Genomic DNA, 19,481 nt, shown 5'->3' with positions numbered 1-19,481 from the left:
ACGATGACAAGCGCACAGGACCCGAGGCTCGCCGAGCTCAATGCAAGGGTGAAGCAGGATCTCGAATACCTGAACTTCCCGCCGGCCAACTGGAGCAAGCCGGTCGGAACGGAGGCGGGCCAGGCGGTCTGCGACGCCGTCATCATCGGCGGCGGCATGTGCGGGCTGGTCGCCTGGCTGGCGCTGACGCGGGCCGGCATCCGCAACCTGCGCATCGTCGATCGGGCGCAGAAGGGCGCGGAGGGACCGTGGGTGACCTATGCCCGCATGGAGACGCTGCGCTCGCCGAAGAACCTGCTCGGCCCGGCGCTCGGCATGGCTTCGCTCACCTTCCGCGCCTGGTATACGGCGCTCTTCGGGGTCGCCGCCTGGGAGGAACTCTTCCGGATCCCGCGCCCGATGTGGATGGACTATCTCAACTGGTATCGCGACGTCCTGTCGGTGCCGGTCGAGAACGGCATCGACGTCACGCGCGTCATCCCCCGCGACGACGGGTTGCTGGAGCTTGAGATCGCCGGCGGCGAGCGCCCTTCGATCATCACCCGCAAGCTCGTCATGGCGACCGGCCGCGACGGGCTCGGCGAGCCGGCCATCCCGGATTTCGTCGCTCCCCTCACCCGGCTGAAGACCTGGGGGCATTCCGCCGACATGATCGATTTCGCCGCGCTGAAGGGCAAGCGGGTGGTGGTGATCGGCGTCGGCGCCTCGGCGGTGGACAACGCGGCCGAGGCGCTGGAGGCCGGCGCCGGCGAGGTCCGCCTGCTGGCGCGGCGCAAATCGATGCCGACCATCAACAAGCTGATGGGCATCGGCTCCTACGGCGTCACGGCGGGCTTTCCCAAGATCGAGCCGGCCTGGCGCTGGCGGCTGATGGACTACGCCACCAAGCAGCAGACGCCGGCACCGCACAATTCGACGCTGCGCGTCAGCCGTCATCCGAACGCCTATTTCCATTTCGACTGCGGCATCCGGTCGATGCGCGAGGAGGACGGCGAGGTCGTCATCACCACGAACAAGGGCCGGATCTTCCGCACCGATTTCGTCATCCTCGGTACCGGCTTCAACGTCGATCCGCTGGCGCGCCCCGAACTTGCGCCGTTCCAGGACAGGATCGCCTGCTGGGAAGACCGCTACACCCCGCCCGAAGGCGAGGAGAACGCCCCGCTCGGCCGCTTCCCCTGGCTAGAGGAGGACTTCTCCTTCACCGAGAAGGAACCCGGGACCGCGCCATGGCTGAAGGACATCCACTGCTTCAACTACGGTTCCTCGATGAGCCTCGGCAAGGTCAGCGGCGACATTCCGGCGATCAGCGAGGGTGCGCTCTGGCTCGCCCGCGGCGTCTCCGCCTCCCTGTTCATCCGCGACATCGACCATCACTGGCAGGAACTGCTCGCCTACGAGAAGCCGGAACTGGACGGCTCGGAGTGGACGGATGCCGATGCCGTTCGGGAACAGAAGACAGCCTGAGGCCAGCCCATGAAAAAGACCGTCTACTATTATCATGCGCTCAGTTCGCCCTGGGCCTATCTCGGCTGGCCGCAGTTCAAGGCGCTGATTGCGAAGCACGATCTTAACATCGTGGTCCGGCCGACGCGGATCGTTCCGGACAATGGCGGGGTGCCGCTGCGCTCGCGGCCGCAGCCGCGGCAGGACTACCATGCCGTCGAGCTCGACCGCTGGCGCAAGCGGCTGGACATGCCGCTGGTGCTGAAGCCCAGATACTACCCCACCAACAACGAGTTCTCCGCCCGCATGGTGATCGCCGCAGACCGGCTGGGACTGCCGGCGCTGGAACTGAGCCATGCGCTGCTGCGAGCGCTGTGGAGCGAGGAGCAGGACGTGACCGTGCCCGAGGTGCGGATCGCCGTTGCCGACCGGCTCGGACTCGACGGCCGCAGGCTGCAGGCGCTGGAGGAAGACCCGGAGATCGTGAAGGCCTGGCACGACAGCCACGAGGAAGCAAAACGGCGCGGCGTGTTCGGCACGCCGACCTGGATCTACAAGGACGTGCTCTACTGGGGACAGGACCGGTTGAGCTTCCTCGACGAAGCGCTTGCGGAAGGATGAGGCAATGAGCGAGCAAACCACCGGCGACGTCATCGACAGCGTGCTCGGGCTCGAGGCGGGCTCCGAGCTCAAGGCGCTGCGCGAGAAGCGCGAGAAGCTGAAGGCGCTGACCCAGTCGAGCTATCTCGCGGCCCTGCGCCCGAAGGAGCCGCGCAATTTCCCCTACCCCCTCCGCGCCGCGATCGCCGCCCGCATGTCGGCCCTCTGGAAGGCCGACGAACTCGCCGCGCACTATCGCGGGCTGCTCGAACAGGAGGGCTCGACGGCGGAACTTCTGAACGTCGCCGATAGCGGCTGGACGCCCGAGGACGGGCAATCGCGCCTCGCTGCCATCCTGCGCCACGTCGATCTCGTCACGCTGAACCCGAAGGCTGCGACGCGCGCCAATATCGAGGCGCTCCATGCCGCCGGCCTGGACGACCGCGACATCGTCACGCTTGCCGGGCTGATCGCCTTCGTCAACTACCAGATCCTCGTGGTCGCCGGGCTCAAGATGCTGAGGGACAACTGACATGACCGTCGTAAATGATTTCACCCTCGAACCGCTCGACTGGCATCCTTACGTGAAGCCGGTGGATCTCTCGGCTGCGACGCCGGAACAGCTCGATGCGCTGAAGGTCACGCCGTCCAACACCAAGGTCTCGGCCTATGTGCTGGTGCTCGCCCAGGAGGCCGAGACGCTCGCCGAGCGTACGCCGCTGTTCAACGACATCATGTACAGCGAAGGCGGACTGTCGCGCGGCGGACGGGAACTCGGCGCGCTCGCCGCCTCCTTCGTCAACCACTGTGTCTACTGCGCGGCCGTGCACGCCAACCGCTACATCCAGCTGGAGAAGCGGCCGGAGGTGGTGGACGAGATCTACCGGAGCGGGCTCGATGCCGACCTTCCGGAATACGACCAGGCGCTGTTCAACTTCGGCGTGGACCTGACCGCCCATCCCGACAATGTCGGCGTCTACCAGTTCTACCACCTGCGCGAGAAGGGGCTCGACGATCTCGAGATCCTCGACCTGATCCACTCCGTCGCCATCTTCGGCTGGGCCAACCGGCTGATGCATACGCTCGGCGAACCGCATCGGAAAGACTGAGTGACCGCTTCTTCCGAAAGTGCCACCGGCGCGGCCAGGCCCTTCACGATTTCGCATGGCGACGTGCTGCGCATCGCCATCCCGATGATGATCGCCTATCTCTCGACGCCGCTGGTGAGCCTCGTCGCCACCGGCGTCATCGGGCAATTGCGCGACGAGGCCCTCGTCGGCGGCGTGGCGCTGGCGGCGGTGATCTTCGACGTGATCTTCGTCTCCTTCAATTTCCTCAGAGGGGCCACGACCGGCTTCACCGCACAGGCAATCGGCGCGGACGACCGCCTCTTCGAACAGCGCATGCTACTCGGCGGCCTCGTCGTGGCACTCGTCTCGGGGCTTGCGATCCTCGTCCTGCAGGGGCCGATCGGCACGCTCGGCCTCGCGCTGCTCGGCGCCGACGGCGCGGTCGCCGAGGCGGCGCAGGTCTATTTTTCCTGGCGCGTCTGGTCGGCACCCTTCGTGCTCGTCAACTTCGTCATCTTCGGCTGGATCATCGGCCGCGGCGAGGCGCTGACGGCGATGCTGCTGCAGACGCTGCTGAACGGCCTCAACATCGTCCTCAGCCTCTACTGGGTGCTGGACCTCGGCTGGGGGCTGGCCGGCGTCGCCGCCGCCTCGCTCGTGGCCGAAGCGGTGACCGCGATCGTGGGCATCGCCCTCGTCTTTGCCCGGACCGACCGCCACGCCTGGAACCGACCGGATCTGGCGGCGCTGAAGCGGATGTTCTCCGTCAACGGCGACATGATGATCCGCTCGCTGTCGCTGCTGATCGGTCTGTCCTTCTTCACCCGGCAGAGCGGCGTCCTCGGCATCGACATCCTTGCCGCCAACACCATCCTGCTGCGGTTCTACTTCTTCGGCGTCGCCTTCCTCGACGGCATCGCCACCGCCGCCGAGCAGATGGCGGGCCGGGCGATCGGCGCGCGCTACCGCCCGGCCTTCGACCGGATGCTGTCGCTGACGACGCTGTGGGGGTTCGTCTTCGCCGGCCTCGTCGCGCTGGCCTTTCTGCTCTCGGGCGGCTGGGTGATCGACATGATCGCGCCTTCGCCGGAGATCGTGGCGCTTGCGCACGACTACCTGCCCTATGTGGTGGTGCTGCCGCTGGTCGGCCTCGTCGCCTTCCAGATGGACGGCATCTATATCGGCGCGACCTGGTCGCGGCAGATGCGCAACCTGATGCTCGCCTCGCTCGCCGTCTACTTCGCCACCTGGGCGGTGCTGCAGCCGCTGTTCGGCAATACCGGGCTGTGGCTGGCGTTGCTGACGTTCCAGGGCGCCAGAAGCGTCGCCTTCCGATGGATGCTGCCGACGCTTGCCGACCGCACCTTTGCGGGCGCGGTGCGGCCGTAACGCTTATCCCTCTTACTCGCCGGCCGCCGGCTGGCGCACGACGACGCCCAGTTCGTCGGCGGCGCGGACCTGCTGCAGGTGTTCCTCGGCCTCGGTGGCCTCGCGCTGGCGGTTCCACATCGAGGCGTAGAGGCCGCCCTGCCGGAGCAGGCCGGCATGTGTCCCCCGCTCGGCGATCAGGCCGTCCTTCAAGACGATGATCTCGTCGGCATCCACCACCGTCGACAGACGGTGGGCGATCACGAGCGTCGTGCGGTTTTTCGACACGAGTTCGAGGGCTGCCTGGATCTCCTGCTCGGTGCGGGTGTCGAGGGCCGAGGTGGCCTCGTCGAGGATCAAGATCGGCGGGCTCTTCAGGATCGTCCGGGCGATCGCCACGCGCTGCTTCTCGCCACCGGAAAGCTTCAGCCCACGCTCGCCGACCATTGCCTTGAAGCCGCCTGGCAGGTGGTCGATGAAGCCGGAAATCTGGGCGATGTCGGCAGCCGCCTTTACCTCCTCGTCAGTAGCAGACGGCCGGCCGTAGCGGATGTTGTAGGCGATCGTGTCGTTGAAGAGCACGGTATCCTGCGGCACCATGCCGATCTCCGCGCGCAGTGACTTCTGGGTGACGTCACGCACGTCCTGGCCGTCAATGGTGATCGAACCCTGCTGGATGTCGTAGAAGCGGTAGAGCAGGCGCGACAGCGTCGACTTTCCCGCCCCCGACGGGCCGACGACGGCGACCGTCTTGCCGGCCGGGACCTCGAAGGAGACGCCCTTCAGGATCGGCCGCGCCGGATCATAGGCGAAGTGGACGTCGCGGAAGGCGATCGCGCCGCTGCCGATCGCAAGCGGCCGCGCGTCCGGCCGGTCCTCGACCTCGGCCTCGACCTCCAGGAGATCGAACATCTGCTCGATGTCGGTGAGCCCCTGGCGAATCTCGCGATAGACGAAGCCGATGAAATTCAGCGGGATCGACAGCTGGATCAGCATGGCATTGACGAAGACGAAGTCGCCGATCGTCTGCTCGCCGCGCTGGACGGCCATGGCCGACATGACCATCATGATCGCGGTGCCGACGCCGAAGATCAGCGCCTGGCCGAAGTTCAGCCAGCCGAGCGAGGTCCAGACCTGCGTCGCCGCACGCTCGTAGCGCTCCATCGACTGGTCGAAGCGCTTCGCCTCCATCTCCTCGTTGCCGAAGTACTTCACCGTCTCGAAATTCAGGAGCGAGTCGATCGCCTTGGTATTGGCTTCCGTGTCGCTGTCGTTCATCGAGCGGCGGATGGCGATGCGCCAGTCGCTGGCCCGCACGGTGAACCAGATGTAGAGCGCAACGGTGGCGGCGGTCACCGCGAGGTAGCTGAAGCCGTAGCCGGCCCAGAAGACGATCGCCGTCAGCACGAACTCGATGATGGTCGGGATCGAGTTGAGGATGGTGAAGCGGACAATCGTCTCGATACCCTTGGTGCCGCGCTCGATGACGCGCGACAGGCCGCCGGTACGTCGCTCCAGATGAAAGCGCAGCGACAGGCGGTGCAGGTGGACGAAGGTGCGGTAGGCGAGCTGGCGCACCGCATACTGGCCGACACTGGCAAAGAGCGCGTCGCGCAGCTGGTTCAGACCCGCCTGCAGGATGCGGGCAAGATTGTAGGCGATGACCAGCATGACCGCGCCGAGCAGGAAGGCCGGCAGCAGGTCGACCGCGTCCATCCTGCCGTTCAAGGCGTCGGTCGCCCACTTGAAGAAATAGGGAACGAGCAGCAGCACGATCTTGGAGGCGAGCAGGAACAGCGTCGCCCAGACCACCCGCATCTTCAGGTCCGGCCGGTCGGAGGGCCACATATAGGGCCAGAGGTTGACGATGGTTCCGAACGGATTGCTGCTGTCGGCAGAAACCGTCTTCTTCGTTGTGGCCGCCACGCGCGCCTCCGGGTGCCGACCGGCGCCGGCTCATGCGTTCAAGAAAAAATGCGGCGCCCCGAGGACGCCGCATGGGAGAGATAGGACCGATCGCCGTCCGAAACAACGGGCCGGCGCGGGAAAAGCCGTTCGCCGCCTCAATCGCCCTTGACGTGCTTGCGGTGGATCTGCTCGGCCTCGGCCTCCGGCATCGCCTCGTCCGGAACGCCGAAGACCTGGCCGGGCAGGATCCGGTCCGGGTTGTTGATCTGGCCCTCGTTGGCGAGATAGATCGTGGTGTAGCGCACGCCCTGGCCGTAGACCCGGCGGGCGATCTGCCACAGCGTGTCGCCGCGGCGGATGATCACGGAGTTCTTGCTCTGCTGAAGCGGCTCCTGCTCGACGGTCTGCGGCTGGCCGGCCGCGGCCTGCGTCTCGCCTGTGTCCGGCCTGGCATCGCCCGCAACCGGTGCGCCGCCGTCCGAGGCGGTGCCAGGGGCCGGTGCCGGCTCGTTTCCGGCTGCGGCGACCTGCGCCTGCGACAGCAGCGCGTCCGGCGCCGCCTTCAGCGCCGCCACCGCGTCCGCATAGCCTTCCTTCGCCGCATCCGCGGGCACGCCGGAAAGGGCCGCGGCGGCCGTCCGCGCCCAGAGCTTCAGCCGGTCTATCAGCGCCAGGCGGGCCGCATCGGTGCCGGTCGGCGCGGCATAGGCCGCAATCCCGTCGAGCGCCTGCTGCAGGCCTCCACGGGCCGTCGCGATGTCTGCCGGCGTCGCATTGCGGCCGGCGTCGAACAAGCCGGTGAACTGCCGGCCGAGTTCCAGCGCGCGCGCCTCGAGGGCGGTGATGTCGACGACGGGAACGGCAACCTTCGGCGGGGGATCGCCATTGGTCGCCGGCGTCAGCGCGTCCTTCACGGCGGCCGAGATCTCGCCGACGGACTGGCCGACGCTTGCGGCATCCTTCGGCAGCGCCTTCAGCTTGGCGAGCGCATCGGCGGCGACGGCTGCGGTCTTTGCCGCGATCGGCTCGCCGGCGCTGCCGGGCGGCGCCTTGTACTCGGCCAGCGACTGCAGGGCGATTTCGGTCGCCGAGCGTGCCGCCGCCAGTTCTTCCGCGGTCGGCTGGCGACCCTCGCCGTAGAGGCCGCCGAGCAGGCCGACGGCCTTGTTGGCCTCGGCGCGCAGCTTGTCGAAGCTGCCGTTGTCGATCAGGCCGAGCGTCGGGGCGTCGCTGGGAGCGGCGGGCTCCTGGGCGACGACCGCCACCTGTTCGCCCTCGGGCCGGTCGAAGGGGACGGAGGCGCGGAGCTCGACGGTGGCCGCATCGGCGCTCATGACGTCGGCGCGGATCACGTGGCGGCCGACCGCCAGCGGCATCACGCCGTCGACCACGTAGCGGCCATCCGAATCGGCCTTCATCTCGCCGAGCAGCTTGTCATTGGCATAGATGCGTACCAGCGCGCCCGGCCTGGTGCTGCCGGCGACGAACATATGGTCGCCCTCCAGCTCGACGGCGGAAATGCGCACGTTCGGGGCGGCGCCCCCTGTGGCCGCGGTCGCTGCGGAGGCCGCCTCGCCGGCCGGAGCCTGGGCATCGGTTTGCGGCGCGACGGCTGCGGTCTCGGCGCCCCCCGTGGCCGAGGGTTGCGCGGCGGAGGAAGCAGCGCCCTGCCCGGTCGCCGACCCTGCCGGGGCGGCAGCCCCGGAACCGGCTTCGGGCACGGTGATCAGCCGGCTCGCGGCTCCGGGCTTGGAGACCATGGCCAGCAGTTCCCCGCCCTTGTCCTTCGGGATCGAGACGGTGGCGACCTCTTCGGAGGCCTTTGCGGAACCGCCCTCGCCGAGAACGCGCAGGGTGAGCTCGTGGTCGCCGGCGGCGAGCGGCTTATCGAAGACGGCGGCGAATTCGCCGGACGGGTTGACGTCGGTCGTCGCGACCACGGTCTCGCCGTTGAGAATCTGCACGGTCTTGTTGGGCTCGGCCCTGCCGGCGACGACGGTGGAACCATCGGGCTCGACGCGCAGGACATCGAAGGACGGAGCCTGCCAGCCGCTGGCATCGCCAGCTGGCGCCCCCTGCGCAGCTGTACCGGCGTCAGCCGTGCCTTCCGCTGCCGGGGCTTCGGAACGTGCGGTCTTGCCGCCGGCCGAACCCGCCTCAGCCGTACCGGCCTCGGAGGTGGTTGCTGCGGGCGCCCCTGCCGCGGCCGGCGCGTCCTTTTGCGCCGATTGCTGCGTGCCTTCGACGGCCTTGTCCTTGTCGATGTTCGGGAGGACGAAGAACACCATCAGCGCCGTTGCCGCTGCCAGCACGCCCAAAGCGATCAGGCCGGTCTTGTATTTCATGTCGCGAATTCTCCCAGCAGCACCCGCCGTTACCCTTGAATTGCTAGCGATTTCCAAGGGTTTCCACAAGCTTGCGCAACCCTTGCTCAAGGTTTGGCCCGGCCTTTTTCGTCATTTTTCTTGACCAAGGGCCGCATCGGATGGCTCAATCGTCTCATGAACGACGAATCCATGCCCATTCGGTCCATCTGCGTCTATTGCGGTTCCCAGCCGGGCCGCGATTCCTCATATATCAATGCCGGCCGCGCGCTCGGCCGATCGATCGCAACGAATCACTTGCGGCTGGTCTATGGCGGCGGCACGAAGGGCATCATGGGCGCCGTCGCGAGCGGGGTCCTGGCCGCCGGCGGCCGCGTTACCGGCATTATACCGCAATTCCTGATGGACATGGAGGCCACGCGCCACTCGCTCGGCCAGCTCTCCGAACTGATCGTCACCGCCGACATGCACGAGCGCAAGCACAAGATGTTCGAGCGGGCCGACGCCTTCGTGGCGCTGCCGGGCGGCATCGGCACGCTGGAGGAGATCGTCGAGATCATGACCTGGGCGCAGCTCGGCCGGCATCGCAAGCCGATCGTCTTCGCTAATATCGGCGGCTTCTGGGACCCGATGCTGAAGCTGATCCGCCACATGGCCGATGCCGGCTTCGTGCATGCCGCCCATCTGGTGCAGCCGCTCGTGATCGACGAACCGGAGCAGATCGTGCCGGCGCTGATCGAGCACTGGGCCGGCACCATCGACCGAGAGGGCGAGGCCGGCATCATCGCCCGGCTCTGAGACCTCCTTGCCCTGTTGCGGCCTGCCCTGCTCCGCCGGTCCCTATTCGGCCGGCTTGAGGCTCGCGGCCGCGGCGCGCTGGGCGCGGGCCGAGGTCAGCATCGATCCCGAATAGACGATCAACGCCAGCCAGATCAGCCCGAAGGCCAGCATCTGCGCGTGGCCGAAGGGCTCGTGGAAGAAGAAGACGGCGATGACGAAGATCATCGTCGGCGCGATGTACTGCATGATGCCGATGGTCGAGAGCTTCAGGAGCTTGGCGCCGTTGGCATAGATCATCAGCGGCACCGCGGTGACCAGGCCGCAGGCGAGCAGCCACAGCACGTCGGCAGTACCGGTGTCGCCGAAATGGCCCCGGCCGGTCGTCTCCAGGTAGACGATGTAGCCGAGCGCGGGAACGCTGAGCAGCAGCACCTCCAGGAAGAAGCCCTGGTTCGGCCCGATCGGCAGCGTCTTGCGGAAGAAGGCGTAGAAGCCCCAGGAGACGCAGAGCGCCAGCGACACCCAGGGCAGCCCGCCCGCCTCGAGCGCCAGCACCAGGACGGCGGCCGCGGCAAGCACGATCGCGACGATCTGCGCACGCGTCAGCTTCTCCTTCAGCAACACTGCGCCGAGGAAGATCGAAAAGAGCGGGTTGATATAGTAGCCGAGCGCCGTCTCGATCGCCCTGCCCGCGCCGATCGCCCAGACATAGATGCCCCAGTTGACGGTGATCAGCACCGCCGTCAGCGTCGCCATGGCGAGCATGCGCGGCGAACGCAGCGCCGCGCGGATATCGGCGGTGCGGCCGAGGATGACGAGCACGAGGCCCGCCAGCGGCACCGACCAGAGGATCCGGTGCGCTACCACCTCGGATGCCGGGATGTGGGCGACCGCCTTCATGAAGAAGGGCAGGAAGCCCCAGAGCAGATAGGCTGTCAGCGCGAATAGAAAGCCTTGCAGGGAATCGCCGTTCGTCGCTGCGGGAGCGTTCTTGACTTCGGCCATGGCGCTGGTTCCTGTTGCTCACCGGTGGACTGGCGGGGCCAACCCCACGCCGCACCTCTGGCCGCGTTCCTACTGCAACGGCGCAGAATGTACCAATTCATTTCGGTGAAGGAAGGATCAGCGGCGCTCACAATGCCCGCGCGCCTCGAGGCGCGCGGCGATCGACCACTGGAGCAGGCCGCAGAGCCCGCCGGCGACGGCCCCGATCGCGGCATAGGCGGGCTCCAGCCCGGGTGCCGTGAAATAGTCGTCGAGCGTGGCGAACAGGCCGAACAGGAAGCCGGTCACGAGACCGTTGCAGGCGAGCACCAGGGCGGCACGGACGACGCGGCCGGCCTTGCGGGCGGCGACGAGTTCGGCGAGCCACGCCGTCAGCGCGCCCGGCGCCAGGATGATCGCCAGCATCAGGAGCGCCAGCCCGTCGTCGGGATCGAGGCGCAGCGGCTTGCCGTAGAGGATGTCCTCGACCGGGGTCGAGAGCTTGGCGGTGACCACGAACAGCAGGGCCGCGAGCCCGACCGCGGCCAGCACCAGCAGGAGTTTCGTCACGATGCGCATGGATGTCGTCCCTCGTCCTTGCCTGTCGCCGCCCGTCATTCCGCCGCCACCCGACCGGCCTCGCCGCGGTTCTTCAGGAGCTTGTAGACGATGCTGTCCATCAGCGCCTGGAAGGAGGCGTCGATGATATTGTCCGATACCCCGACCGTCCACCATCTGGCGCCCGTCGCGTCGGCCGATTCGATCAGGACGCGGGTAATCGCCTCGGTGCCGCCGTTGAGGATGCGGACCTTGTAGTCGGCAAGCTCGAGATCGGCGATCTCGGCCTGGTACTTGCCGAGGTCCTTGCGCAGGGCCAGGTCCAGCGCGTTGACCGGGCCGTGGCCCTCGGCGACCGACATCATCGTCTCGCCGTCGACCACCACCTTGACCACCGCCTCGGAGACCGTCTTCAGGTTGCCATTGGCATCGTAGCGGCGCTCGACCATGACGCGGAAGCTGTCGACGTGGAAGAAATCCGGGATCGCGCCGAGCGTGCGATGGGCCAGAAGCGCGAAACTCGCATCCGCCCCCTCATAGGCATAGCCGGTCGCCTCGCGCTCCTTGACGATCTCGATCAGCCGGTCGAGCTTGGGATCGTCCTTGGCGACGACGATGCCGCGCAGCTTCAGCGCGTTGATGAAATTGGCCTTGCCGCCCTGGTCGGAGACCATGACCTTGCGCAGGTTGCCGACGCTTTCCGGCGGTACATGCTCGTAGGTGCGCGGGTCCTTCAGGAGCGCAGACGCATGGATGCCGGCCTTTGTGGCGAAGGCGGAGGCGCCGACATAGGGCATCTGGTGGTCGGGCGAACGGTTCAGGAGTTCGTCGAAGCGGTGCGACAGCTGCGTCAGTCCCTCCAGCCGCTCGCGGTCGATCGAAACCTCGAAACGGGTGTTATAGGCCTCCTTCAGCACCAGCGTCGGGATGATGGCGACGAGGTTGGCATTGCCGCAGCGCTCGCCGATGCCGTTCAACGTGCCCTGGATCTGGCGCACGCCGGCCTCGACGGCGGCCAGCGAATTGGCGACCGCCTGTCCGGTATCGTTGTGGGCGTGGATGCCGAGGCTCGCCCCCGGAATGCCGGCGGCGATGACGGCTGCGACGATGTCGCGGATCTCCGGCGGCTGCGTGCCGCCGTTGGTGTCGCAGAGCACCACCCAGCGCGCGCCGGCGTCATAGGCGGTCTTCGCGCAGGCGAGCGCATATTGGGGATTGGCCCTGTAGCCGTCGAAGAAGTGCTCGCAATCGACCATCGCTTCCTTGCCGGCTGCGACGACGGCCTTCACCGAGGCCGAAATCGATTCCAGGTTCTCCTCGTTCGTACAGCCGAGCGCGACGCGGACGTGATAGTCCCAGCTCTTGGCGACGAGACAGACCGCATCGCCCGACGCCTCGATCAGCGCCGCAAGGCCGGGGTCGTTGGAAGCCGAGACGCCGGCGCGCTTGGTCATGCCGAAGGCGACAAAGCGGGCGGCGGTCGTGCGCCTGCTCTCGAAGAACGCCGTGTCGGTCGGGTTCGCGCCCGGGTAGCCGCCCTCGACATAGTCGATGCCAAAATCGTCCAGCATCGCGGCGATCGCGATCTTGTCCTCGACCGAAAAATCGACGCCCGGCGTCTGCTGGCCGTCGCGCAGCGTCGTGTCGAAGAGATAGATGCGTTCCTTGGTCATTGCGTGTTCCCTCCCTGGGAACGATGTCATGCGTCTTCAGTCCTGCCGCCCCTCATCCGGCCTGCCGGCCACCTTCTCCCCGCAAGCAGGGAGAAGGATACTCGCCGCGCCGTCCGCGTCCCCTCTCCCCGCCTGCGGGGAGAGGGTCAGGGTGAGGGGCAATTCTCAGCCGTCCGGTCGAACGCTTCTCAAATCTTCAGCCCGTGCGCCGGCCAGTTGTCGGTCTCGTGGTCGGGGTGCTGGAAGGAGATGATCTTCTCCTGGCGCGAATAATAGTCCGGGTCGTCCAGCCCCGGCTGGTCGAAGATGGTCTCGACCCAGGGCAGGCGGGCGGCGCGGTTGACCTGGATCTGCGGCGCCAGGTCGGTGCGGTCGTCGAAGGTGCCGATGGCGATCTCCAGCCCGTCCGGATGGCGATAGGTCATCGGCGTGCCGCAATTGCCGCAGAAGCCGCGGTCGATGTTGACCGAGGACTGGAAGTAGCTCGGTTCCTCGCGCGTCCACTCCACGCCGTCCTTCGGCGCGGTGACGAGGGCGGAGAACAGGCCGCCGAACTGCTTCTGGCACATGCGGCAATGGCAGATCGACGGGCGGCCGAGCGTGCCGTGGATGCGGAAGCGGACGGCGCCGCACTGGCAGCCTCCGGTGCGGGGGGTATCTGTCATGTCAGTCCTCCGGTGGCCAGTGATCGGTGTCGTAGTCCGGGTGCTGGCGGTTCGATTCCAGGATGGCGAGGTGGTGTTCCCGGCCGGCGGGTCCCGCAGCGTCGGTCTCCTTCTCCGGCAGGCGGGCAAGCTGGGCAAACCAGAACATGCGCGATTCGACGCCCGACTGCGCATGCGGGCGGACGTCCTCGGGATCGTCGAGCGAGCCGAGCACGACGTTGATGAAGCCTTCCCCGGGCATGTCGTAGAACAGCGGCGTGCCGCAATCGCGGCAGAAGCCGCGGCGGACGTGCTCGGACGAACGGAACCAGCCCGGCTCGCCGCGCGTCACGCTGAAACTGCCGCGCGCGACATTGGCAAGCGGCAGGAAATAGTTGCCGGCCGCCTTCTGGCACATGCGGCAGTGGCACAGGTGCGGATCCTCCAGCACGCCCTCGGCGCGGTAGCGCACCGCGCCGCACTGGCAGCCGCCGGTGTAGATCCGCGCGATGCTCATCGGCGCCCCTCCGGCGGGGCGGATGCCCCTACCCGGGCCCCGTCATCTTGGCCCTGCGCTTCGCCTGCCCTTGGCGGCGGCCAGACGGTCGTGTCGTGGTCGGGATGCTGGAAGGAAACGACATCGAGCACGAAAGGCGCCTCTTCGGCATCCTCCTCGGTCGTATGGCCCGGCAAGGTGTGCAGCACATCGACGAAGCCGATCTTCGCCTCGGTGCCGAACTGCACCACCGGCGGCAGCGCCGAGGGATCGTCGAAGGCGCCGGCCGCCAGCGCGACCCCGTCGGGGGCCTCATAGGTCAGCGGCGTGCCGCAATCGGCGCAGAAGCCGCGGGAGGCGAAATTCGAGGAGCGGAATTTCTTGGGCTCCCCCCGCGTCCAGACGAGTTCGGCGCCGCGAGTGGAGACCAGCGGCGCATAATAGGCGCCGAAGGCCTTCTGGCACATGCGACAATGGCAGATCGAACTGTCGGCCAGCGCCCCGCGGACCCGGAACCGGACCGCGCCGCACTGGCAACCACCGGTGTAGAGGGGGACGGTCATGGGGCGAGCTCCTGCCAGTTCTCGACCCTGAGGCCCCTGACGCGACCGAATTCCCGAACATTGTCCGTCACGAGCGTCACGTCGAGCGCAAGCGCATGTGCGGCGATGAACAGGTCCGTATAGCCGATCGGCTGGCCGATCTTCTCAAGCTCGAACCGTGCCTGGGCATATTTCCAGGAGACGTCCTCGTCGTAGGGGACGATGGCGATCCGCTCCAAGGCATTCTCGACGAGACTAGAGAGCCGGTTCGACCCCTTCTTCCTGAGGCCGTAGCGCAACTCCGAGGCCACAATCGCGCTCGTACAAAGGCTGTCGATTCCCGCCTCGAAAACGCGCTGCGTCACTGCACCGTCGGGGTTGCGCACCATCTGTGAAATGACATTGGTGTCAAGCATGTAGCGGAACTCCGTCACAGGTCGACATCCTCCGGGGGCGGCTGCTTCTCGTCCAGATCCGGGAAATCCTCATCCCAAGGCTCCAGCGTCGCGAGCCACTCCAGAAGATCGCTCTTCTTCTTTTTCGGCTCGATGATCAGCCGGTCGCCTTCCTTGCGCATCACCGCCTCGTCACCCGGCAGCTCGAATTCCACGGGAATGCGCACAGCCTGGTTGCGGCCGTTGCGGAACAGCTTGACGACCCTTTCGCCGGTCTCCCTGCCGGCATCCTTCTCTACGCGGACGACATTCATCGCAGCCTCCATCCGAAGTGGCATATGCCAAAGCATATGCCAATCACCATGCGGTGGCAAACCTCACCGCCTGACCTCCCACGTCGTCACCCGCTCGCCGGTGGCCGGGTCCTTGCCGTCCTTGAGCTGGATGCCCTTGGAAAGAAGATCGTCGCGGATCCTGTCGGCTTCTGCGAAGTTCTTCGCCTTCAGCATTTCGAGGCGAAGCTGAATGATCGATTCAACGCCCGCCTCCAAGACCTCTGAAATCTCGGCCTTTTTCGGCTTCACGCCGAGCAGCGCCGCGCTGGCCCGGAAGGAGGCGGCCGCAGCCGGGTCGGTCGAGGCCCTGTGGGCCAGCGCATGCAGCGCCTGCACCGCGGCGACCGTGTTCAGGTCGTCGGCCAATGCCGCGAGAACGGCCGGATCAACGCTCCCCTCTCCCGCCTCGGCCACCGGCCACTTGGCAAGCAGGCGCTCGGCCTCCTCCAGCCGCTTGACCGAGAAGTCGATCGGCTCGCGGTAGTGCGTCATCAGCATGGCAAGCCGCAGCACCTCGCCCGGCCATGTGCGGCCGCCGAAGGTGTCGGTTTCGAGCAGGTCGTGGATGGTGACGAAGTTGCCTTCCGACTTCGACATCTTGCGGCCCTCGACCTGGACGAAGCCGTTGTGCATCCAGACGTTGGCCATGACACTCGTGCCGTGGGCGCAGCGCGACTGGGCGATCTCGTTTTCGTGGTGGGGGAAGATCAGGTCCAGCCCGCCGCCGTGGATGTCGAAGGTCTCGCCGAGATAGGCGGCCGACATCGCCGAGCACTCGATGTGCCAGCCGGGACGTCCCCGGCCCCAGGGGCTGTCCCAGCCGGGCTCTTCCGGCGAAGATTGCTTCCACAGCACGAAATCGCCAGGGTTCTTCTTGTGGCTGTCGACGGCGACGCGGGCGCCGGCCTGCTGCTCGTCGAGATTGCGCTTCGACAGCTCGCCATATTCCGCCCAGGAGGTGTCGAACAGCACCTCGCCACCGGCCTCATAGGCATGGCCGCGTGCGATCAGCCGCTCGATCAGCGTGACCATGTCGGCGCGGCCGTCCTGGCGCTTCTGCACGAATTCGGTGGCGCGCGGTTCGTGCGTCGGCGGCAGCGTGCCGAGGGCTGCGACGTCGGCGTGGAACTGATCGGCGGTCTTCTCCGTCACCCGGCGGATCGCCTCGTTGAGGCTGACGGTGCCGGCCTCGATATCATGGCCGAAATCGCGCAGCGCGCGGGCGTTGATCTTGTCGTCGACGTCGGTGATGTTGCGGACATAGGTGACGTTGCTCTCGCCATAGACATGTCGCAGCAGCCGGAAGAGCACGTCGAAGACGATGACGGGCCGCGCATTGCCGATATGGGCGAAGTCGTAGACGGTCGGGCCGCAGACATACAGGCGCACGTTGTCAGGAGCGATCGGCGCAAACGGCGCCTTCGACCGCGTCAGCGTGTTGTAGAGGGTCAGGACCGGCTTCTCGGCCATCGAAATTCTCCCAGGGCAGTCGTGCGGAGGCAAGCGTCCGGCCGGCCCGGTCCGTTTGTCATCTGGGGATTTCAGGAGACGAAAACGGCCAAGCCAGCGGTGAGGCTAGCGAATAATGCTCCGGCAAATAATGCAGAGTTCCGTTTTCATGGCTCGCTTTATCGCGCCGGAATCCGCGACGGTCAAGGCCGCCACGCGCCCGCGATCGACAAAATCGTCGCCCGCTTCGGTGGAAGTGCGAGACGCGCGCCCGGCGCTTCGCCGCCCAGCGGCAAGAGGGCTAGCATCCGCCCTGTTCCTTCGGAAACACCGCAGGCATCCCGGCGCTGGCAAAAAGACGTCACAGCCCATCCACCAAAGCGACGGAGGACAACGACGATGAGCACGAAGATTGCCGCCAGACTGACGCCGGCCAACGGCACCGGCAAACGGGTCCGACCGGCAGGGCTGCGGGCAGTAATCGCCGCGGCATTGCACCTGAACGCCCGGCGACAGGAGAAATCCGTTCCGAACGCCTGACCGGGCAGCCGGGAAGCGGCTTCCGGCGCACGCCTTGCGCACATTTATATTGTGCGCATGTTAATGATTGTTAACAAATATCAAGCCCGACAGGTCCAACATAATTCGACATCTCGGCAGAATTTCACCAAAATCGGCCTCTATATTCCGATCGCGCACCGGGTAGTACATAAGCGTATCTTGGTGTTCCGGAATTATTAATGGGAGTAAAGAATGTTTACTGAAGGTGCGAAGCGATCAACTTCGCCGCGCGGGCGAAAGTCGGAGAAGCTCGAGGAACAATACAAGCCGCTGCGGCTGAAGGCGGTACTGGCGGCAGCCAGCCAGCGCAAGCCGAAGGGCGACAAGCCGGCGAAGGGAGAGCTGCCGGCCTGCCTGAAGGACGCGGCGGAAGCCTGACCGGCGCAGATCGCCGGCGGGCGCGGCCTTGTCGCCTTGACGACACCGCAGCCTTCAGAGCAACGACAGCTGGCCGCCATCGTCCGGCCCGCCGTCGTCATTTCCGGAACCGGCCTTGCCGGCTTTCCGACGTGCACCCTGCTGCCCCCTGCCCGCAGGGGATGCTGCGGCCCCGGCGAGCGCCGGGGCAACCGGCTCCTGGATCTCCGGGCCGACATTGGCGACCTTGTTGACCCTGTCGGAGACGGGGATCGCCTCGAAGAACGCATCGTCGATCGGCCGCAGCAGATCCTCGACCTCGCGCGGCTCCTGCGTCTTGCAATCCAGCCAGCGGGCAAAGTCCTGCGGCTCGATCACGACCGGCATCCGGTCATGGATGCCGCCGATCGCCCTATTGGCGGCGGTCGTCAGGATCGCGCCCGTATCCACCTCGGAACCGTCTGCGGATGACCAGGTTTCCATCAGCCCGGCGAAAGCGACGATCCCGCCGTTCCTCGGGCGGATCCAGTAGGCCTGGGACGTCTCCCTGGATCCTTTGGGCGGACGGTGCCACTCGTAGAAGCCGCTTGCCGGAACGAGGATGCGCCGATGGCGCATGGCGGCGCGGAAGGACGCCTTGCCGATCGCCGTCTCCGCCCGGGCATTGATGAGAAGGGGAAATTCGCGCGGATCCTTCACCCAGGAGGGCGTGAACCCCCAGCGCACCAGCAGCGCCCTGCGGTCGGGAAGATTGCTTCCGGGCTCCTGCCGGTCGCCGGCAATCACCACCAGGATCGGCTGGGTCGGCGCGATGTTGTAGCGCTCGGGAAACTCCTCAACGTCCACGACGTCGAGGAACTCCTTCAATCTCGCGGTCGGTTCCGTCAACGCAAATCGTCCGCACATGATGATCGCCCGCCTGTTTTGCAACCAGTCCCCGAGATAGACGGCGTGCGGGCCGTTTTCAACGCCGAAGCGCCGTTTGCGGACCGCAGTCGCGGCACGTCTGGAACAATCGGGCGGCGGCCCCTATAAGGGGAAGATGAAGAGTCGGAACCGCCGATGACCGCAAAACCAGCCTCCTCTGCCATTCTCGAGCGCGACGGGCGCTATCTGCTCGTGTTGCGGCGCAATCCCCCGGCAGCGGACATGTATGCCTTTCCCGGCGGGCGGGCGGAGCCGGGTGAGAGCCCGGCGGAGACGGCGCTGCGCGAATTCCGGGAGGAGACCGGCATTTCCGCCCGCGATCCCCGGCTTTATGCGACCTACGACCTGAACAGCCGGTCGACCGCCAGCCACTTCTTCCTGTCGGTGTTTCGCGTCGAGGCCGATGCGGACGCGGTCGCCGTTGCCGCCGACGATGCGGCCGATCTCGGCTGGTTCACCGCCGAAGAGATCTCGTCCCTGCCGGCGCCGGAAAGCGTGCGCGACTGCATCCGGCGGCTGGAGGCCGATCGTGGCCGGGCCGATGTCGCCCCGCCGCAGCCAGGCGGCCTCCGGTGAAGCGATGATGCACAGCCCCCGCCCCGCCCTCATGTCTCCGGCCCTCGCAGCGGTTCTGGCGCTTGTCCTGTCCGTGGCCCCGCATGCCGCCGCGGCACAGGAGGCAACCGCCCCTGCCGCATCCGGGCAGCCGGCTCCCGCCACCGCACCGGCGGCCGAGAGCAAGCCCGCACCCTATGACGGGCGGCTGGAACGGCTTTCGGAGATCCTGGGCGGCGTCCACTACCTGCGCAATCTCTGCCTGAAGGCGAAGGAAGACACCTGGCGCACGGCGATGGAAGACCTGATCGCGATGGAGGCTGGCAGCGAGCAGGCGCGCAAGGAACGGCTCACCGCGGCCTTCAACCGGGGATATCGTTCGTTCGCCTCCGTCTATGCCTCTTGCACCGAACAGGCCGTTGTCGCAGAACAACGCTACCGTAACGAAGGTGCAACACTTGCCACCGAAATTACCGCCCGGTTTGGAAATTAGCGGATAATTAACCTCT

22 protein-coding genes are annotated in these 19,481 nt (G+C 66.7%); 10 read left to right on the top strand and 12 right to left on the bottom strand.

All coding sequences use genetic code 11. The annotated features are described in order from the left end of the window. Window positions 1–3 precede the first annotated feature (3 nt). The 5 genes from LQK81_RS03610 to LQK81_RS03590 are packed head-to-tail and all read left to right on the top strand — an operon-like array spanning window position 4 to window position 4,505. Entirely contained in the window at window positions 4–1,467 is a 1,464-nt protein-coding gene (locus LQK81_RS03610; RefSeq protein ID WP_230803460.1) for an NAD(P)-binding domain-containing protein, read from the top strand. Between the two features lie 9 nt (window positions 1,468–1,476). Beyond that, window positions 1,477–2,067: a 2-hydroxychromene-2-carboxylate isomerase gene (locus tag LQK81_RS03605; RefSeq protein ID WP_230803458.1), complete on the top strand. Its 591-nt coding sequence runs from the start codon at window positions 1,477–1,479 to the stop codon at window positions 2,065–2,067. A gap of 4 nt (window positions 2,068–2,071) precedes the next feature. Then, window positions 2,072–2,578 carry a CMD domain protein gene (locus LQK81_RS03600; RefSeq protein WP_230803456.1) on the top strand — a complete coding sequence of 169 codons (507 nt, stop codon included), beginning with the start codon at window positions 2,072–2,074 and terminating at the stop codon, window positions 2,576–2,578. Window position 2,579: 1 nt separating this feature from the next. Next, on the top strand, window positions 2,580–3,155 hold the full coding sequence (locus tag LQK81_RS03595) for a peroxidase-related enzyme (protein ID WP_230803455.1): 576 nt from the start codon (window positions 2,580–2,582) through the stop codon (window positions 3,153–3,155). Then, window positions 3,156–4,505, top strand: a complete 1,350-nt coding sequence (locus tag LQK81_RS03590; RefSeq protein ID WP_230803452.1) for an MATE family efflux transporter — start codon at window positions 3,156–3,158, stop codon at window positions 4,503–4,505. It begins immediately after the preceding gene. Window positions 4,506–4,517: 12 nt separating this feature from the next. Here the strand turns inward: LQK81_RS03590 and LQK81_RS03585 are convergent, their stop codons facing one another. Together LQK81_RS03585 and LQK81_RS03580 are read right to left on the bottom strand one after the other, a co-directional pair. Continuing rightward, window positions 4,518–6,410: an ABCB family ABC transporter ATP-binding protein/permease gene (locus tag LQK81_RS03585; RefSeq protein WP_230803451.1), complete on the bottom strand. Its 1,893-nt coding sequence runs from the start codon at window positions 6,408–6,410 to the stop codon at window positions 4,518–4,520. Window positions 6,411–6,547: 137 nt separating this feature from the next. Beyond that, on the bottom strand, window positions 6,548–8,737 hold the full coding sequence (locus LQK81_RS03580; protein WP_230803450.1) for a LysM peptidoglycan-binding domain-containing protein: 2,190 nt from the start codon (window positions 8,735–8,737) through the stop codon (window positions 6,548–6,550). Window positions 8,738–8,893: 156 nt separating this feature from the next. On the opposite strand from LQK81_RS03580, the gene LQK81_RS03575 reads away from it, so the two are divergent. Beyond that, the gene (locus LQK81_RS03575; protein ID WP_230803449.1) at window positions 8,894–9,514 is read left to right on the top strand and encodes a TIGR00730 family Rossman fold protein; all 621 of its coding nucleotides are present in this window, start codon (window positions 8,894–8,896) and stop codon (window positions 9,512–9,514) included. A 42-nt stretch (window positions 9,515–9,556) separates the two neighbouring features. Here the strand turns inward: LQK81_RS03575 and rarD are convergent, their stop codons facing one another. The 9 genes from rarD to cysS all read right to left on the bottom strand — a co-directional run bounded on the left by rarD (window position 9,557) and on the right by cysS (window position 16,593). Beyond that, window positions 9,557–10,501, bottom strand: a complete 945-nt coding sequence (gene rarD, locus LQK81_RS03570) for an EamA family transporter RarD (protein WP_230803443.1) — start codon at window positions 10,499–10,501, stop codon at window positions 9,557–9,559. Between the two features lie 117 nt (window positions 10,502–10,618). After that, window positions 10,619–11,059, bottom strand: a complete 441-nt coding sequence (locus tag LQK81_RS03565) for a hypothetical protein (protein WP_230803441.1) — start codon at window positions 11,057–11,059, stop codon at window positions 10,619–10,621. 35 nt (window positions 11,060–11,094) lie between these two features. Next, a complete protein-coding gene (cimA, locus tag LQK81_RS03560; RefSeq protein ID WP_230803439.1) occupies window positions 11,095–12,711 on the bottom strand; it encodes a citramalate synthase in 1,617 nt (538 codons plus the stop codon). Window positions 12,712–12,899: 188 nt separating this feature from the next. Then, window positions 12,900–13,376 carry a GFA family protein gene (locus tag LQK81_RS03555; RefSeq protein ID WP_230803437.1) on the bottom strand — a complete coding sequence of 159 codons (477 nt, stop codon included), beginning with the start codon at window positions 13,374–13,376 and terminating at the stop codon, window positions 12,900–12,902. A 1-nt stretch (window position 13,377) separates the two neighbouring features. Further along, window positions 13,378–13,872: a GFA family protein gene (locus LQK81_RS03550; RefSeq protein ID WP_230803436.1), complete on the bottom strand. Its 495-nt coding sequence runs from the start codon at window positions 13,870–13,872 to the stop codon at window positions 13,378–13,380. Further along, window positions 13,869–14,414 carry a GFA family protein gene (locus LQK81_RS03545; protein ID WP_230803435.1) on the bottom strand — a complete coding sequence of 182 codons (546 nt, stop codon included), beginning with the start codon at window positions 14,412–14,414 and terminating at the stop codon, window positions 13,869–13,871. Before LQK81_RS03545 ends, LQK81_RS03550 begins: the two co-directional genes overlap by 4 nt. Continuing rightward, complete coding sequence (locus LQK81_RS03540) at window positions 14,411–14,809, bottom strand: type II toxin-antitoxin system VapC family toxin (protein WP_230803433.1); 399 nt, start codon at window positions 14,807–14,809, stop codon at window positions 14,411–14,413. Before LQK81_RS03540 ends, LQK81_RS03545 begins: the two co-directional genes overlap by 4 nt. A 14-nt stretch (window positions 14,810–14,823) precedes the next feature. Then, a complete protein-coding gene (locus tag LQK81_RS03535) occupies window positions 14,824–15,102 on the bottom strand; it encodes an antitoxin (protein WP_230803431.1) in 279 nt (92 codons plus the stop codon). A gap of 63 nt (window positions 15,103–15,165) precedes the next feature. Continuing rightward, on the bottom strand, window positions 15,166–16,593 hold the full coding sequence (gene cysS, locus LQK81_RS03530; RefSeq protein WP_230803429.1) for a cysteine--tRNA ligase: 1,428 nt from the start codon (window positions 16,591–16,593) through the stop codon (window positions 15,166–15,168). A 378-nt stretch (window positions 16,594–16,971) separates the two neighbouring features. Here cysS and LQK81_RS03525 point away from each other — a divergent pair, with 378 nt between their 5' ends. Both LQK81_RS03525 and LQK81_RS03520 read left to right on the top strand, forming a co-directional pair. Further along, window positions 16,972–17,112 (top strand): hypothetical protein, encoded by a 141-nt coding sequence (locus LQK81_RS03525; protein ID WP_230803427.1) that lies wholly within the window; start codon window positions 16,972–16,974, stop codon window positions 17,110–17,112. A gap of 213 nt (window positions 17,113–17,325) precedes the next feature. Further along, window positions 17,326–17,511, top strand: coding sequence for a hypothetical protein (locus LQK81_RS03520; RefSeq protein ID WP_230803425.1), 186 nt, complete (start codon window positions 17,326–17,328; stop codon window positions 17,509–17,511). A 54-nt stretch (window positions 17,512–17,565) separates the two neighbouring features. Here LQK81_RS03520 and LQK81_RS03515 read toward each other — a convergent pair whose 3' ends face one another. Next, the gene (locus tag LQK81_RS03515) at window positions 17,566–18,396 is read right to left on the bottom strand and encodes an SOS response-associated peptidase (protein ID WP_230803422.1); all 831 of its coding nucleotides are present in this window, start codon (window positions 18,394–18,396) and stop codon (window positions 17,566–17,568) included. Between the two features lie 156 nt (window positions 18,397–18,552). Between LQK81_RS03515 and LQK81_RS03510 the strand changes: the two genes are divergently transcribed. Further along, window positions 18,553–18,993 carry an NUDIX hydrolase gene (locus LQK81_RS03510; protein ID WP_230803420.1) on the top strand — a complete coding sequence of 147 codons (441 nt, stop codon included), beginning with the start codon at window positions 18,553–18,555 and terminating at the stop codon, window positions 18,991–18,993. Between the two features lie 4 nt (window positions 18,994–18,997). Continuing rightward, window positions 18,998–19,465 (top strand): TIGR02301 family protein, encoded by a 468-nt coding sequence (locus LQK81_RS03505; protein WP_230804414.1) that lies wholly within the window; start codon window positions 18,998–19,000, stop codon window positions 19,463–19,465. Window positions 19,466–19,481: the final 16 nt, after the last annotated feature.

Origin of the sequence: Rhizobium sp. GN54, assembly GCF_021026345.1 — a bacterium.
Classification (GTDB): Bacteria; Pseudomonadota; Alphaproteobacteria; order Rhizobiales; family Rhizobiaceae; genus Mycoplana.
Note: the sequence above shows the minus strand (reverse complement) of the source record. Positions and strands in the feature narration are given on the sequence as shown.

Bases quoted from the DNA above. Each gene is read 5' to 3' on its own strand.
- LQK81_RS03610 (WP_230803460.1), top strand. From the start codon at position 4: ATGACAAGCGCACAGGACCCGAGGCTCGCCGAGCTCAATGCAAGGGTG.
- LQK81_RS03605 (WP_230803458.1), top strand. From the start codon at position 1,477: ATGAAAAAGACCGTCTACTATTATCATGCGCTCAGTTCGCCCTGGGCC.
- LQK81_RS03600 (WP_230803456.1), top strand. From the start codon at position 2,072: ATGAGCGAGCAAACCACCGGCGACGTCATCGACAGCGTGCTCGGGCTC.
- LQK81_RS03595 (WP_230803455.1), top strand. From the start codon at position 2,580: ATGACCGTCGTAAATGATTTCACCCTCGAACCGCTCGACTGGCATCCT.
- LQK81_RS03580 (WP_230803450.1), bottom strand. From the start codon at position 8,737: ATGAAATACAAGACCGGCCTGATCGCTTTGGGCGTGCTGGCAGCGGCA.
- LQK81_RS03575 (WP_230803449.1), top strand. From the start codon at position 8,894: ATGAACGACGAATCCATGCCCATTCGGTCCATCTGCGTCTATTGCGGT.
- rarD (WP_230803443.1), bottom strand. From the start codon at position 10,501: ATGGCCGAAGTCAAGAACGCTCCCGCAGCGACGAACGGCGATTCCCTG.
- LQK81_RS03565 (WP_230803441.1), bottom strand. From the start codon at position 11,059: ATGCGCATCGTGACGAAACTCCTGCTGGTGCTGGCCGCGGTCGGGCTC.
- cimA (WP_230803439.1), bottom strand. From the start codon at position 12,711: ATGACCAAGGAACGCATCTATCTCTTCGACACGACGCTGCGCGACGGC.
- LQK81_RS03555 (WP_230803437.1), bottom strand. From the start codon at position 13,376: ATGACAGATACCCCCCGCACCGGAGGCTGCCAGTGCGGCGCCGTCCGC.
- LQK81_RS03550 (WP_230803436.1), bottom strand. From the start codon at position 13,872: ATGAGCATCGCGCGGATCTACACCGGCGGCTGCCAGTGCGGCGCGGTG.
- LQK81_RS03545 (WP_230803435.1), bottom strand. From the start codon at position 14,414: ATGACCGTCCCCCTCTACACCGGTGGTTGCCAGTGCGGCGCGGTCCGG.
- LQK81_RS03540 (WP_230803433.1), bottom strand. From the start codon at position 14,809: ATGCTTGACACCAATGTCATTTCACAGATGGTGCGCAACCCCGACGGT.
- LQK81_RS03535 (WP_230803431.1), bottom strand. From the start codon at position 15,102: ATGAATGTCGTCCGCGTAGAGAAGGATGCCGGCAGGGAGACCGGCGAA.
- cysS (WP_230803429.1), bottom strand. From the start codon at position 16,593: ATGGCCGAGAAGCCGGTCCTGACCCTCTACAACACGCTGACGCGGTCG.
- LQK81_RS03525 (WP_230803427.1), top strand. From the start codon at position 16,972: ATGAGCACGAAGATTGCCGCCAGACTGACGCCGGCCAACGGCACCGGC.
- LQK81_RS03520 (WP_230803425.1), top strand. From the start codon at position 17,326: ATGTTTACTGAAGGTGCGAAGCGATCAACTTCGCCGCGCGGGCGAAAG.
- LQK81_RS03515 (WP_230803422.1), bottom strand. From the start codon at position 18,396: ATGTGCGGACGATTTGCGTTGACGGAACCGACCGCGAGATTGAAGGAG.
- LQK81_RS03510 (WP_230803420.1), top strand. From the start codon at position 18,553: ATGACCGCAAAACCAGCCTCCTCTGCCATTCTCGAGCGCGACGGGCGC.
- LQK81_RS03505 (WP_230804414.1), top strand. From the start codon at position 18,998: ATGATGCACAGCCCCCGCCCCGCCCTCATGTCTCCGGCCCTCGCAGCG.